Origin of the sequence: Undibacterium pigrum, assembly GCF_003201815.1 — a bacterium.
GTDB lineage: Bacteria > Pseudomonadota > Gammaproteobacteria > Burkholderiales > Burkholderiaceae_D > Undibacterium > Undibacterium pigrum.
The window spans coordinates 1-13,485 of record NZ_QJKB01000021.1; the positions used below are offsets into that span (position 1 = coordinate 1).

At 52.6% G+C, this 13,485-nt stretch carries 15 protein-coding genes; 9 read left to right on the forward strand and 6 right to left on the reverse strand.

Annotated features, from left to right (window positions below; translation table 11 throughout):
• Window positions 1–153: 153 nt before the first annotated feature.
• Window positions 154–663 (reverse strand): Crp/Fnr family transcriptional regulator, encoded by a 510-nt coding sequence (locus DFR42_RS27365; RefSeq protein ID WP_110258254.1) that lies wholly within the window; start codon window positions 661–663, stop codon window positions 154–156.
• A 206-nt stretch (window positions 664–869) separates the two neighbouring features.
• Entirely contained in the window at window positions 870–1,793 is a 924-nt protein-coding gene (locus tag DFR42_RS27370; protein WP_110258298.1) for an AraC family transcriptional regulator, read from the reverse strand.
• A gap of 276 nt (window positions 1,794–2,069) precedes the next feature.
• On the opposite strand from DFR42_RS27370, the gene DFR42_RS27375 reads away from it, so the two are divergent.
• From DFR42_RS27375 to DFR42_RS27405, 7 genes are all read left to right on the forward strand, one after another.
• Entirely contained in the window at window positions 2,070–2,528 is a 459-nt protein-coding gene (locus DFR42_RS27375; RefSeq protein WP_110258299.1) for a (2Fe-2S)-binding protein, read from the forward strand.
• 14 nt (window positions 2,529–2,542) lie between these two features.
• Entirely contained in the window at window positions 2,543–4,789 is a 2,247-nt protein-coding gene (locus DFR42_RS27380; protein ID WP_110258255.1) for a xanthine dehydrogenase family protein molybdopterin-binding subunit, read from the forward strand.
• 33 nt (window positions 4,790–4,822) lie between these two features.
• Window positions 4,823–5,869: an XdhC family protein gene (locus DFR42_RS27385; protein ID WP_110258256.1), complete on the forward strand. Its 1,047-nt coding sequence runs from the start codon at window positions 4,823–4,825 to the stop codon at window positions 5,867–5,869.
• 229 nt (window positions 5,870–6,098) lie between these two features.
• Window positions 6,099–7,655 (forward strand): tyrosinase family protein, encoded by a 1,557-nt coding sequence (locus DFR42_RS27390; RefSeq protein WP_110258257.1) that lies wholly within the window; start codon window positions 6,099–6,101, stop codon window positions 7,653–7,655.
• Window positions 7,656–7,657: 2 nt separating this feature from the next.
• Window positions 7,658–8,404 (forward strand): copper chaperone, encoded by a 747-nt coding sequence (locus tag DFR42_RS27395; RefSeq protein WP_110258258.1) that lies wholly within the window; start codon window positions 7,658–7,660, stop codon window positions 8,402–8,404.
• A gap of 98 nt (window positions 8,405–8,502) precedes the next feature.
• Window positions 8,503–8,718 carry a VF530 family protein gene (locus DFR42_RS27400; RefSeq protein ID WP_110258300.1) on the forward strand — a complete coding sequence of 72 codons (216 nt, stop codon included), beginning with the start codon at window positions 8,503–8,505 and terminating at the stop codon, window positions 8,716–8,718.
• Between the two features lie 232 nt (window positions 8,719–8,950).
• The gene (locus DFR42_RS27405) at window positions 8,951–9,190 is read left to right on the forward strand and encodes a hypothetical protein (protein ID WP_211324435.1); all 240 of its coding nucleotides are present in this window, start codon (window positions 8,951–8,953) and stop codon (window positions 9,188–9,190) included.
• 402 nt (window positions 9,191–9,592) lie between these two features.
• Here DFR42_RS27405 and DFR42_RS29570 read toward each other — a convergent pair whose 3' ends face one another.
• On the reverse strand, window positions 9,593–9,808 hold the full coding sequence (locus tag DFR42_RS29570; protein WP_110258261.1) for a hypothetical protein: 216 nt from the start codon (window positions 9,806–9,808) through the stop codon (window positions 9,593–9,595).
• 23 nt (window positions 9,809–9,831) lie between these two features.
• On the opposite strand from DFR42_RS29570, the gene DFR42_RS27420 reads away from it, so the two are divergent.
• Together DFR42_RS27420 and DFR42_RS27425 are read left to right on the forward strand one after the other, a co-directional pair.
• On the forward strand, window positions 9,832–10,461 hold the full coding sequence (locus DFR42_RS27420) for a hypothetical protein (RefSeq protein ID WP_110258262.1): 630 nt from the start codon (window positions 9,832–9,834) through the stop codon (window positions 10,459–10,461).
• 172 nt (window positions 10,462–10,633) lie between these two features.
• Window positions 10,634–11,344, forward strand: a complete 711-nt coding sequence (locus DFR42_RS27425) for an SMI1/KNR4 family protein (RefSeq protein WP_110258263.1) — start codon at window positions 10,634–10,636, stop codon at window positions 11,342–11,344.
• Window positions 11,345–11,389: 45 nt separating this feature from the next.
• Here the strand turns inward: DFR42_RS27425 and DFR42_RS27430 are convergent, their stop codons facing one another.
• The 3 genes from DFR42_RS27430 to DFR42_RS27440 form a co-directional block, all read right to left on the reverse strand.
• A complete protein-coding gene (locus DFR42_RS27430) occupies window positions 11,390–11,917 on the reverse strand; it encodes a hypothetical protein (protein ID WP_110258264.1) in 528 nt (175 codons plus the stop codon).
• A gap of 39 nt (window positions 11,918–11,956) precedes the next feature.
• Entirely contained in the window at window positions 11,957–12,433 is a 477-nt protein-coding gene (locus tag DFR42_RS27435) for a hypothetical protein (protein ID WP_110258265.1), read from the reverse strand.
• A 198-nt stretch (window positions 12,434–12,631) separates the two neighbouring features.
• Entirely contained in the window at window positions 12,632–13,411 is a 780-nt protein-coding gene (locus DFR42_RS27440; RefSeq protein WP_110258266.1) for a hypothetical protein, read from the reverse strand.
• Between the last annotated feature and the right edge of the window lie 74 nt (window positions 13,412–13,485).

Below are 13,485 nucleotides of genomic sequence, written 5' to 3' on the forward strand. Positions count from 1 at the left end.
ATTTGGACTTCTCCTCTGTGAACTGAATCGTTTCATCACTCTTCAGTTTGGCACATTTGATGCCGTAAGGGGAGGAGTCCATTCCATTGCCCTACTGCTATCTCTTTTTTGTCATCGCCGTGCATTTGTATTGTGAAGAGAGCCCTCAAGCATTCACAAAAACTCCACCAGTTGCCCGCTCACACTGCGCAGGCGCTGGCTCATGAGTTTGGCCAGCCGGGCCAGGATTTGTACTGCCAGCGCAGGCTTTTCGCGGATGATGCGCTGGTAATTATTCCTGGTCAGCAAGAGCAGCGTACAGTTTTGTGAGGCGATGCAGGTGGCTGATCGCTTTTCACCGTCGATGATGGACATCTCGCCTATGGTCTTGCCATGGCCTACCGATACGATGCGGTGCGGCGTGCCGTCAAGGTCAGTCTTGACAATCCCGATTTCGCCCTTGACCAGGAAGCCCATGTAGGAACCCGATTCACCTTCCCTGAAAATGGTCGTGCCTGCCGAGACTTCATAGCATTGCAGATAGGCCGCCAGGGCTTCAATGTCTTTCCAGTCCAGGTCAGAAAAAAGCTGGGATTCAGCAATCATGTCGCACATATCACGCGACTGAAAGGTCGTGCCAGCGCCGACGAGACGAAAACCTTGCAATGCTTGATCAGGATTCATTTTTCACTCTCCAACATGTTACGCATGGTAGTGACTGATAGTTTATCGCAATCAGGGCAGCAGTGATAGCTGCAGTGATGGCCGCAGTGATATCAGCAGTGACAGCAACATGGCTGGCAAGCACTTACACTGCAAGTGATATGAAATTTCCAATTATCAGTTTGTCATATTCAAGTTTGTGGGTTGCGTCTCTCTGGAAAGCGCTCTCACATCGCCAGCCGCATACGCCTGATATCGCGCAATGGTGGCTCGCCAAACAGCCGGGTGTATTCACGGCTGAACTGGGATGCGCTTTCATACCCTACCCGTATGGCGGCGCTGCTGGCGTCGATGTCTTCGATAAGCATGATTTGCCTGGCGTTTTGCAGGCGCAGGTGCTTCAAATATTGCAGGGGGCTCATGCCTGCCACGGTGCGAAAGTGCAGCCGGAAGGTAGACGCGCTCATGTGGGCCTTGCTGGCCAGCTCATCAATGGCAACATCCTCGGTGTAATGCTGTTTAAGCCAGGTAATCACTCTGGCAATTTGCTGGCCTGGCGAACCGGCAGTGACCAGGTGGCGCAATACCGGGCCGTGCTCGCCATTGAGCAGGCGCACGATGATCTCTTGCTGTATCAGCGGTGCCAGCATGGGGATGAGTTGCGGTTCATCCAGCAGGCGTACCAGGCGGGTGATGGCATCCTGCAAACCCTCCTCCATGGTGACGACGGACATGGCCAGCGATGTCGTGGCTTTCAAGGGCGCTGCGAATGTCATGCCAGCGGCGCACTGGGTAATGGCCAGGGCATCAAGCATCAGGTACATGCCCAGAAATGGCTGTGTGCTGCTGGCAGAGGTCACATAAGACACTACCGGTAAATCGACCGAGGTGACCAGGGATTGCCCTGGCACATAGTCAAATACCTCATCCCCCAGATTGACGCGCTTGCTGCCTTGCACAGTGACGCCCAGCCCCAAGCCATAGAAGCAGGGCATGGGGTCAGTAACCTTGCTGCGCCTCACCATGATGAGGCCTGGCACCTGTGTGATGCAGTCACCATCCGCCTGCAGGATCTTGCCAACCAGCTCAGCCAGTGAGGGATGAGAAGGGCTTGACGAATGATTTACTGCTGTCTGCTGTGTGCTCTGCATGATCTTGCTGCGTGATTTCTGATTATCGTAGCCTACCATTTCCAGGGCAGCGATTTCAATTTCTGCCGGGCATTCATCGAAATAGGCAAGAAATGCGTTGGATCAGGCAAACGCTTTATGGCCGGTAGAGCTGACAATAGCCGTCAATTGAAATATAGCAGCGGCAACCAGGATCAAGGCATGGCCGCCGTCATTCACTTGTTACCACGCTGGCACCACGCCGGCATCAACCACACATCGTCACCCCCGCATCATCAGCCCACATTGGAGGTTTTCATGATCAACTCAACTATTAATGGCAAGAATACCAGCGTCGATGTCGCGCCCGACACGCCTGTGCTATGGGCTCTGCGCGATACCCTGGGCCTGACCGGCACCAAGTTTGGCTGCGGTGCCGCTTTGTGCGGTGCCTGCACCGTGCATTTGAACGGCCAGGCAATACGCTCTTGCGTGACGCCCATCTCTGCCGTTGCTGGCCAAAAAATCACCACCATCGAAGCCATGAGCCAGGACAAGGTTGGCAAAGCAGTGCAGGCCGCCTGGGTCAAGCATGACGTGGCCCAATGTGGTTACTGCCAGAGCGGTCAGATCATGAGCGCCACTGCCCTGCTCAAAACCAACAAGAAACCCAGCGATGCCGACATCGACAGCGCCATGGCGGGCAATATCTGCCGCTGTGGTACCTATGTGCGAATCCGCGCTGCCATTCATGATGCCGCATCCACCTTGGCCTGATCAGGAGAACCAACATGCATTTTGAAGCCCGTTTGAATGAACTGCCACGCCATTTGCAATCCCTGTTGCAATCCACCAGCCCGGCAACTGGCGCAACTGGCCTGAGCCGCCGCAGCTTCTTGAAGATGGCAACTGCCAGCGGCTTTGCGCTGGGTTGCTACCCCATGCTGGCAACTGCGCAGGATGCTGCCGCCAAAGCCCCCGCTGGGTTGAAGCCGACAGAGCAGCCCGGCGCCTTTGTCCAGATTGCCAAAGATGGCACGGTCACAGTGACGATTAACCGCCTGGAATTTGGCCAGGGTGTGCAAACCGCCTTGCCGCTGATACTGGCAGAAGAGCTCGATGCCGACTGGAGCAAGGTCAAGTATGCCAATGGTAATAACCACCCTGCCTATGTCGATCCGGCATTTGGCATGCATTTGACGGGTGGCTCAAATTCCATCGCCCATTCTTATACCCAGTACCGTGAACTGGGTGCGCGCACCCGTGCCATGCTGGTACAGGCTGCGGCAACGCAATGGGGTGTTGATGCCTCAGCCCTGCGTACAGAAAAAGGCGTGGTCGTTGGGCCAGGCGGCAAAAAACTGACCTATGGCGAACTGGCTGAAGCCGCCATGAGCTTGCCTGTGCCAGAAAAAGTCGTGTTGAAAGACCCAAAGTGCTTTAAGCTGATAGGCAAACCCACAGGCCGCCTCGATGCCAAAGCCAAATCGACTGGTACCCAGGACTTTGGCATTGATATGCACCTGCCTGGCATGCTGACTGCTGTTGTCGCACGGCCACCGGTATTTGGTGCCAAACTCAAGTCTGTCGATGATGCGGCAGCCAAAGCCATCAAGGGTGTCAAGGCCGTGGTACGTGTGCCCGTAGATCGCGGCGGCGAAGGCGTGGCCATTATTGCGACTGGCTATTGGCCAGCCAAGCAGGGGCGCGATGTGCTGAAGCTGGAATGGGATCTGGGCAGCGTAGAAAAAGTCGATAGCGTGAAACAACTGGCCAGCTATAAAGAATTGGCCAAGCAGCAAGGCGCATTGAAGTACAACGACGATGTATCAAAAATCGCCACAGCGCCACATAAACTGAGTGCAGAATTCAGCTTCCCTTACCTCGCCCATACCCCAATGGAACCTTTGAACTGCACCGTCTCCATCAAGGCTGACAAGGCAGAATTGTGGATGGGCACGCAAATGCCCGGCCTGGATGGCTTTGCCGCTTCCGCCGCGCTGGGTTTGAAGCCAGAAAACATCGCCATCCATACCCAGATGGCCGGTGGCGGCTTTGGTCGTCGTGCCATTCCTAGCAGCGATTATGTGGTGGAAGCCTGCCATGTCGCCAAGGCAGCAGTCGCCGCTGGCCTGGATGCACCAGTGCGTACGCTGTGGAGCCGTGAAGATGACGTCAAGGGTGGTTACTACCGCCCCATGCATGTACACAGGGCAGATATCGGTTTTGATGCCCAGGGCAATATCCTGGGCTGGGACCATGTCATCGTCGGCCAGTCCATCGTCAGCGGCTCGCCATTTGAAGGCATGATGGTCAAGAATGGCGTCGATGCGACCGCCGTGGAGGGCATGAAAGAGCCGTATGACATGCCTATGCGCCTGTCTGTCCATCACCCGAAAATCAATGTGCCGGTCTTGTGGTGGCGCAGTGTGGGCTCTACCCATACCGCCTTCGTCATGGAAACCCTGCTTGATGAAATTGCCGAAACCACCAAGCAAGACCCGGTGGCCTATAGACTGAAACTGATGGGTGACAAGCATCCACGTCATAAGGCTGCGCTGGAGCTGGCGGTTGAAAAATCAGGTTACGGCAAAAAGAAATTACCTGCAGGGCGTGCCTATGGCGTGGCAGTGCATGAGTCCTTCTCGTCCGTCGTTGCCTATGTGGTGGAAGCATCCATCAAAAATGGTCAGCCCAAATTGCACAAGGTCACGGCTGGCGTGCATTGCAACCTGGCTGTCAATCCCAAAACCGTGGAAGCACAGGTGCAGGGTGCGGCACTGATGGGCTTGTCGATGTGTCTGCCAGGTGCAGCGATTACGCTCAAGGATGGTGTGGTCGAGCAAAGCAATTTTGGTGATTTTGTCGTGCCACGCATTACCGACATGCCGCTGGTTGCCGTGCACATCGTACCTAGTGCAGATGCGCCAACAGGCATGGGTGAGCCTGGCCTGCCAGCGCTGGCACCAGCCTTTGCCAATGCCGTTGCCAGGGCGGGTGGCAAGCGCTGGCGTGAGCTGCCTTATAAACAAGTATAGACAAGCTAAGCTCAACCCAGTTAAGGTCAAAGCATGGAAAATCTCGATACCCTGGTCTTGCGCACGGCGCTGAACTGGCATGCGCAGGGCTTGCAAGTCATGCTCGTCACTGTGGCGCGCACCTGGGGTTCTTCACCACGCCCGCCGGGGTCGCTGATGGCGATCAACGGGCGCGGTGAAACCGTGGGCTCGGTATCGGGTGGCTGCATAGAAGATGATCTTATCCACCGCATCCGGGAAGAAGGCGTGCAGGCCGTCTGCGCAAACAACCTGCCGCTGGTGCTGCGTTATGGCATCTCGGCAGACCAGGCACACCGCTTTGGCCTGCCATGCGGTGGCACGGTAGAGTTGGTGCTGGAACCAGTCGCGGCACATAGCCGCCTTAATGAATTGTTGCTGGCCTGCGAACAACGCCGCTGTGTGGAACGCACACTGGATTTGCAGACTGGCCATGCAAGCCTGCAAGCAGGTCAGTATGATGGCTTGCCCAGGCTGGATGAGCACAAACTGGTCACTTACCTCGGCCCACAGGCACGCATCATCGTCATTGGTGCCAGCGATCTCTCGCGTTATTTATGCCAGTTTGCACTCAGCCTGGGTTTTGCCGTCATCGTCTGCGACCCGCGTGAAGAATACCGCGCCAGCTGGCAATTGCCGGGGGTAGTCGTCAGCCAAGAAATGCCGGACGACCTGATACTGCGCCTGCAACCCGACAACCGCACCGCCGTCATCGCACTCACGCATGACCCCAAGCTCGATGACCTGGCACTCATCGATGCCCTGCAATCAAATGCCTTCTATGTAGGCGCCATCGGCTCACGCCGCAACAGCCAGCAAAGACGCGAACGCCTGCACGTCCATTTCGATATCCCTGAATCTGCCCTGCAAAGCCTGCATGGACCAGCGGGCCTGTACATAGGCAGCAAGACCCCGGCAGAAATCGCCCTGTCCATCATGGCAGAAATTGTGGCGCTCAAGAATGGCATCGTACAGCCAGCAAGCACACCTGTCGTGCTTGGCAAGGCAATCTATGAAAACCAGCCACAGCAAGAGATGAACAGCGCCGTCTGCGCCATCTGAGCAGGTAGCTGCTCATCTTTGACTCTATCTCTTACTCTGTCTCTTGTTGCGGCATGATTTTGCCTGGCCTGCATTCTTCCTGAATGCCCTCTCCTCCTCTACTGCATATCTCCAGCCCATCCATACCCTGCGGCAAGATCATGTCATAAATAAACAATTGACAACAGGTGGGCAATGTTGCAATATTTTATAGCAATTTTTGCATGCTTGATCATCTCAAGGAGGATGTATGACATTTGAACGCAAGGACGTATCAAAACTGGGTTCTGACTGGAACGACACGCTGGTCTGGTATGCAAAGGCGGTGGGCAAGCTGCAGGAAAGGCCGCTGGCATCGCGCACCAGCTGGCGGTTTCTGGCGGCCATGCATGGCTTTAATGAAGAGCTCTGGTCTGCCCATGGCTATTACAGCAGTGGCGAGGCCTTGCCTTCACAGAGCGACAAGGCCAGGTTCTGGGACCAGTGCCAGCATCAGAGCTGGTATTTTTTGCCCTGGCACCGTGGTTACCTCGCCTCATTTGAAGCCATTGTGCGCAGTGCCGTGGTTGAGCTTGGTGGCCCGGCTGACTGGGCGCTGCCTTACTGGAATTATTTTGATCCTGACTCACGCTCTGTGCCACCGGCTTTCCTGCAAAAAACCATGCCTGATGGCTCACCCAATCATTTGTATGTCGAAGCCCGCTATGGCGATGGCGAGGGCAACTTCATCATCCTGCCTGAAGATATCTCGCTGAATGCCCTGAAAGACCATGCCTTCGTCGGCGGCAACACAGGTGGTCATCCCGGTTTTGGCGGGCCAGAAACCGAATTTTGGCATGGCAAAGGTGTCAACGGTCATCTGGAGTTTGACCCGCACAATACCGTGCATGGCCTGGTGGGGGGCACTGCCGATCCGGCACATCCAACCAACCGAGCCGCCTACGGCCTGATGTCCACCCCCGCCACCGCCGCGCTCGACCCCATCTTCTGGCTGCACCATGCGAATATAGACCGCCTATGGGAAGTCTGGCGCAAGCGCGATCCGCAAAATCTGGACCCCGACCAGGAAACCTGGCTCAAAGGCCCGGTTGACCGCAAGTTCATCGTACCTGACGCCGATGGCGAAGGCATCACGTTCACCGCTGCGCAAATGCTTGATACCACGGCCGCGCCCTTGAACTACACTTATCAGGACACCAGCGACCCGCTGGCTGGCAGCACGCGCAAAAAAGTCAGGCTGACAGGCTTGCGTCTCCTGAGCGATGCGCCTATGGTGAATTTTCTGGAAAACAAATCAGCAGGAGGCCAGGTGGCGACAGAATTATTGGGTGCCAATGCCAGCACCATCAAACTGGCAGGCGGCGTTTCGCAAACCAGGGTAACGCTCGATAAAGCCAGTGCAGACAAGGTCAACAATAGCTTCGAGAGCGTCAAGCTACTCAGCGCCACACCCAGGGAGCCAGACCGCGTCTTTTTGAACCTGGAAAACATACGCGGCAAAAATGATGCTGCCGTCTTCTATGTCTATGTGAATGTGCCCGATGGTGACAAGCCGCAAGACCACCCTGAGAACAAGGTCGGTGTGCTGTCGCTGTTTGGCGTATCCGACGCCAGCAAGACAGACAGCCCGCATGGTGGCGCAGGCATCACCCAGGTGTTTGAAATCACCGGCATCGTCGATAACCTGCATCTCGATGAAAACCAGCTCAGCGATACCCTGCAAGTGCAATTCGTCCCACGCAATACCATCAAGCCTGAGCACGACATTACGGTAGAACGCGTCAGCGTATTCCGCGAAAGTCTCTAAGCATGCTGCCCGCCATCTTGCGCGCGGCACTGCTGAGCTGTCCCCGCCCCCTGCTGTTGATCAGCATGGCGGGCTGGCTGGGTTTGGCTGCGCTGCAATTTGGCGTGCGCGTGCCAGAATACTGCGGCAACCTCGCCAATATAGACCTGGCTTATCTCGCCAATATCGGCGATCGCCTGGTCTTTGTCTGGCACACCACGTCAAAGCCCGCCATGATGGCCAACTGGCTGCTGATGCTGCTGGCCATGATGTCACCCCTGCTCGCACAAGAAATAACTTACCTGTGGCAACGCAGCCTGGCACGCCGCCGCCTGCGCGCCTTACTGCTGTTTGCCATCGCTTATTTACTGATATGGAGCCTGGCAGGTGCATTCATCATGCTGGCCTCACTGGTGTTGCGCCTGGCCACAGGCGACATACGCTGGTGCTTTGCCATATTGCTGGCACTTGCCCTGCTATGGCAAATCAGCCCCGCCAAACAATATTGCCTGAACCGCTGCCACAGCCGCCCCCGCCTCGCCGCCTTTGGCTGGCAAGCAGACCGCGACAGCCTGCGCTATGGCCTGCAAGCCGCCTTCTGGTGCGGCGGCACCTGCTGGGCCTGGATGCTGGCCGCCACCGCCGCTGGCCCCGCCCACTTCCCCTTCATGTTGATCACCTCAGCCTGGCTCCTGATCGACCGCCAGGCCCCTGGCCGCGTACCTGCATGGCAATTGCCCTACAGCCTGCGCTGGTACCGCCCCGCCTGATACCACCCACGCAGCCCCGGTGATATCATCCGTATCACCGAAGAACCACCGTGAATCTGAACAGGATCACCAAAATGAGCACCAACGAGAGCACCAGCATGAACACACCAGCCCCCCGCAGCCTCAACGGCATCACACTGGAAAAAATCCTCGAACAACTCGTCGCTTATTATGGCTGGGAGGAAATGGGACAGATGATAGACATCAACTGCTTCAAGAGCGACCCCAGCATCAAATCCAGTCTGAAGTTCTTGCGCAAGACACCATGGGCACGGGCCAGGGTGGAGGAATTGTATTTGGGGATGCCGGGGTGAGGCGATATGTTGCCGTATCCAATAGGCTATTGATCATTGCATTAGTTTGATGTAAAACCCACTGCTCACAATTATTGGAAGCTGATTAATGTTTATTAGTATGATTTTTTGGATGTGCGTGATTATTCTACTCAGCGAATTAATCAATAAATTTATCATTAAAGCGCGATTTCTAAACGGCGCATATATCTACATCATGTTTCTTGTAGTCGGGCTTTCAACGCACATATACATGATTAATGAATTTTCACGAGATTTCCAGGCTATTGGCGCAGCATTAGGCGCAGCACTTTTCGCTATAAGCATTGCGCTCTACTTTGGCTTCAAGTTCAGAAAAGAGAACCCGTTCTCATTTCCGAGCATTCTGTGGACCAAGAAAGAAACCATTTCCAAAGAAGAGAAAAGAATATCTCAAGAAAAAGCGGGAACACCAGCCTGGGCGCAGACGAATCAAGATGACGAAACCGCGTAGTGCTTGTTAGCAGCCCGAGCAGGTATTTGTGCAATGAATAAATGTAGCGATAAATAAGTTCTTCAAGGTAAAAATGAAATTAAGAGTTCGATCTAAAGATCTGTATGTCGTCGCCTTGCTTCTTGTTATCAATGCCGGGATTTTTGGCTTGTTGGAAAAGTTTATTCAATCAATTTTGTTTCTCGCTTTTTCACTTTATTTTTACTACTCGGCAAAAAAACTTTCCAAACAGGAGCGATGCGATCTGAAGTACGAAAAAGATCGATCTGATACTTAAAGGAACAAGTAAGGAGCGCAGAATGGCCCAAGCGCGTAGATACAGTTATCCCAGTCAAGCGAAATGCAAGCTAGTATCGAATGGTTTTCCGGATTTCAAAACCCCAAAAGATTCTATGGTTCCCGTCAAGTTTTCATTACGACGAGATCAGGATTAAAGTCAGTTTTGTTCTTGAACAAGGTAAAAGCGATTCGTAATATTTTACGGGCGATGATCATCATGGTGGCCGTTGAGGGCCAGCCAAGTTGCCGGTAGTGTTGGTACGCGGGTGCCCATACCTTTGATTTTGCTGCGGCCATAACAGCGTTAAATAGCAAGCGGCGCAACGTAATCGTACGCATGCGGCTAATATTGGGAACTAAATGTGAATGCGTTAATTAAAGATTGGACTAAGTTTTGTACTGGCAAAGAGAACTTTGATAAATCACACTTTGCTACTCTTTTTTCGCAAGATTTGGATGATGAGGAGCTCAAGGAAATTTTTAGTTTTTTTCCTTCAATGCAATCCATGGTCGAGCGACTAAAGAAGCTTAAAAGCGCAGGTAGCTTGGAAAGAGGGCCATATTTCTTGCCAAAAACTGTAGCTATGCCAAAGGATTTGATCGAGTTAGTTAAGCTTGATGTAAAAAATCAGTTGCTTCTCTGCGACGAGCTAGGCAATGAGAAGCTGTGCAAAAAAATATTGCACGCAAAGATAGAGTTTGTCGATGATAAACATGTCATTGAGAAATTCAGAAATAAGAATAGTTTAAGCGAGCAGGTATTTGAACTAATAGGAGATTACATCGGCGAAGTGAGTGTTACTGATGCCAGGGTAGATGCATTGGAAGAAGCCCTTTATGGGCTGGCCGCTAACTATTATCTTGCGTGGTACATCATGGCGCCTGTTTTGAAGTTGAGCATTGATTTCGGAAGTTATTTTAATGTATGGCGTAATGGGGGAATTTATGTGATTGTAGAAGGGAAAATATTGATATCATCTATTAAATTGTGATGTATTGCCACTGCCCTGTTCTGCCCTCGTAGTACGCATGTCATGCCGCAAATAACGAAAGCTTATAAGCACGCTCCACAGTCATCGCTTATCCATCTCAACGTGATTGCAATGAATGCGTTATTCGGCCTCATCAAGTAAGCCCGATGATCAAGTAGCAGAGATAATCCCCATGAAAAATATATTGGAAGAAGTTTCCACACTCGCCCAGGCAGCCCACATAGAATTGCCGCCCATCTTGCAAGCACTATATCGCGATGGCCTGACCAGTTATGGCAAAGACAGGGCGGACTGGCAAGCCAACTGGGAACACTACATGCTCGGGGCACCGCCCGCGCTGGCCAGCAGCTATGATTTTGAATGGCTGGATGCGGAAGCTATTGCAGAAACCATCAAGGGCTGGCTGCACCCGCAAAGCCAGAACGGCCGCAGCTTTTTCCCTTTTGCCCAGTCTGGTGCAGGTGATGTATTTTGCCTGACAGAGCATGAGGGTGAATGCGTGGTTGTCTATATCTGGCATGACTCAGACGCGCATACGATAGAGGCATTTTCATTTGCTGATTTTATTTATTCAAGACTGGTCACGGCGATGGCGGACATGAGTCACCTGCTTGATGACTTATCCAGTGCCGCCAATGCCAGACTGTGCCTGCTGGCCGATGTGCGCAGGCTAACAGCATACTTGCCCGCTGAGGATGCAACGCGTTTGCAGGCTTATCTTGAACGCCCGGTAATCGAAGTTGAAGTGAACCATGGTCGCCACACTGAGCACGTGCCTTGTCTCATCACCGATGAAGAATATAAGCAGTTGATGCAAGGAAAACGTGCGAGCGAGAGCTGGCCAGTAAATATACTTGCCCGATGGCTTGTCCAGTCTGCGTAGAAACTATTCTCCTCTGCAGGAGTTGCCCTTGAGCGGTTCTCAAGCTTACGAAGCTAGCTTGCCAGCAACAGTCTGTATAAACGCCTCTACATCTGCCTGTGGCCCATCACCAAAATTGAGGTGGTTGCCATCGCCAGCCCATTCGCAGAAAACTGTCCTGGGCGTGCCATCCATATTGGTGCCACATTCCAATGTGAAGTAACGCACGCCTACATCTTCTGGTGGCAATTCGCTGCCGCCATGCATGAGCACGACGGCGACATAGTGAGCTTCTGCGATGGCCCTGGGTTCTGGCATGTTGAGTATTACGGCTGGATACTCATGGATACGGCAAGTCATGACCTTGACATCAGCGACACTGAGCTCACTGGATGGCTGTTTGACGTGTTTGGCGCAGACACTCCACATCCAGGCCAGATAGGGCTCTTGCTCTTCAGAGGCAATGATAGAAAAAAACTGCAGGGGGTCATCAGCACTCACCTGGCGTACGCACTGGTGGGCAAACATATAATGCTGCTCGCGTGGTTCGCTGAGCATGCCTGTGGATGGGTCTTTCTTCTTTTTCCAGAACATGATTGTTCCTCTACATTTGTGTCTGCATCAAGCTGCTACTCACATTGCCAAAGTCTTGTGATGCAAATAATTACGATAGGTGATCTTGAAGCCGTCGATATCGCGTTTATCGTCCTGTATCAGGAGGTCGCGCACTTCGTAAGCGCCATCTTCAATTTTATATACCCAGAAATCGAGGATGACTTCAGGGTGGTCTTGCGAGACGATGGAGACACCTTTGCCACCCCCGATGATGTTGGAATATTGATAGACCATGAATTTGCCTTTCAATATTTTCTTGTCCAGCGCCAGGCCATCAAGTACCCTGGCGGCCCTTTCATCGACGGGTGAAACTTCATCACGATGGCTGGCATAGGTATTGAGAAACTTGCGCAAGTAAATCACTTCGCCAGTTTTATAAGACTGGCCGTATTTGGCCAGTTGCTCTTTGCTGAGCACCAGTTCTTTGGGTGCCTGTGCATGGCCGAGCAAGGGAAACAGAAACAGGGAGAGCAGGAAAATTTTACGGATTTGCATGGATACTTTCGGTGTTTTTTTTATTATAAGCGATGGCACGCAGACAGTACCCCGGTTTGGCACGCAAGAAGCTCAAGCTGCCTACAAGCACTAACATCCGGCTAGCTAGCCTTTTTCGTCATGTGCCTCCCGTGCCATGGTCACCACCTCATCGACACTGAGTTCACTGAAAAACCAAAAACAGCTCATAAGTATCTCTTAGCGGGCATTGTTGACTTGCGTATCGTCAAGCTTGTCGTCAGCCTTATGTTGAGAAGTCCGGTACATCCATTGCAAGGAACAAAAAAACAAAGGAAACCACGCGGCATGCATGAATTCTGTATACCAATACAAAAATATTGATATGGTCAGCAAGGAGGAAGCTGCGCCGTGATTAGTATTCTCTGTCCGCTTTTTGGGAAACGACAACAAGACTGCCCAACATAACATGATGAGAAAAAACGGTCCTGCGAAAGCGGGATTCTGCAAACCACGCGACCCTGGCAATAAAAAATCCGAGTCTGCTACGTAATACCATAACATCGGCGTACCAAGAATGGCGACGGCTACCCATGCGAAGAAAAAGCCGTCTTGTTGATTTGCAGGTTTTACTATCGCAGTCTGAGCTATTGTGCTGCCGGGTGGCTCGCCCTCATCTCTTGCAAGAGTACTCAATAGTCCGAGCCCAGCACCCATGATGATCAAGCCACCCGCGCGGTGGAACATCGCATACGTTTGCAGTAAAAACCCGATGGTTAGTAATGAACACCCCACACCGATGATGTTTTTTCTTGTCTGCCTCTTTGGCATGGAAAGAAGGGCTGCACAGAAAAATATGATTAACAGGAATGGAGCTGAGTATGCAAAATTTTGCAGACCACGAAAGCCATGCATAAAATAATCTGTCTGAAAAAAATAGTACCAGACAGGTGGTAGCCAGACCAGCAGTGTCAGCAACCAGGCGATGATGAGGACTTGTTTGTGCTTGGATATCTGCATCAGAGTATTTTATTTTCTAGCACCGCATGGTGGTGCAATTGATGTTGAAGATTCATGCTGATTTTTTTCTTGGG

Coding starts and splice junctions, on each gene's coding strand:
- DFR42_RS27405 (WP_211324435.1), top strand. CDS start 8,951: ATGATTAATGAATTTTCACGAGATTTCCAGGCTATTGGCGCAGCATTA.
- DFR42_RS27400 (WP_110258300.1), top strand. CDS start 8,503: ATGAACACACCAGCCCCCCGCAGCCTCAACGGCATCACACTGGAAAAA.
- DFR42_RS27435 (WP_110258265.1), bottom strand. CDS start 12,433: ATGCAAATCCGTAAAATTTTCCTGCTCTCCCTGTTTCTGTTTCCCTTG.
- DFR42_RS29570 (WP_110258261.1), bottom strand. CDS start 9,808: ATGCGTACGATTACGTTGCGCCGCTTGCTATTTAACGCTGTTATGGCC.
- DFR42_RS27395 (WP_110258258.1), top strand. CDS start 7,658: ATGCTGCCCGCCATCTTGCGCGCGGCACTGCTGAGCTGTCCCCGCCCC.
- DFR42_RS27440 (WP_110258266.1), bottom strand. CDS start 13,411: ATGCAGATATCCAAGCACAAACAAGTCCTCATCATCGCCTGGTTGCTG.
- DFR42_RS27430 (WP_110258264.1), bottom strand. CDS start 11,917: ATGTTCTGGAAAAAGAAGAAAGACCCATCCACAGGCATGCTCAGCGAA.
- DFR42_RS27390 (WP_110258257.1), top strand. CDS start 6,099: ATGACATTTGAACGCAAGGACGTATCAAAACTGGGTTCTGACTGGAAC.
- DFR42_RS27370 (WP_110258298.1), bottom strand. CDS start 1,793: ATGCAGAGCACACAGCAGACAGCAGTAAATCATTCGTCAAGCCCTTCT.
- DFR42_RS27425 (WP_110258263.1), top strand. CDS start 10,634: ATGAAAAATATATTGGAAGAAGTTTCCACACTCGCCCAGGCAGCCCAC.
- DFR42_RS27380 (WP_110258255.1), top strand. CDS start 2,543: ATGCATTTTGAAGCCCGTTTGAATGAACTGCCACGCCATTTGCAATCC.
- DFR42_RS27375 (WP_110258299.1), top strand. CDS start 2,070: ATGATCAACTCAACTATTAATGGCAAGAATACCAGCGTCGATGTCGCG.
- DFR42_RS27365 (WP_110258254.1), bottom strand. CDS start 663: ATGAATCCTGATCAAGCATTGCAAGGTTTTCGTCTCGTCGGCGCTGGC.
- DFR42_RS27385 (WP_110258256.1), top strand. CDS start 4,823: ATGGAAAATCTCGATACCCTGGTCTTGCGCACGGCGCTGAACTGGCAT.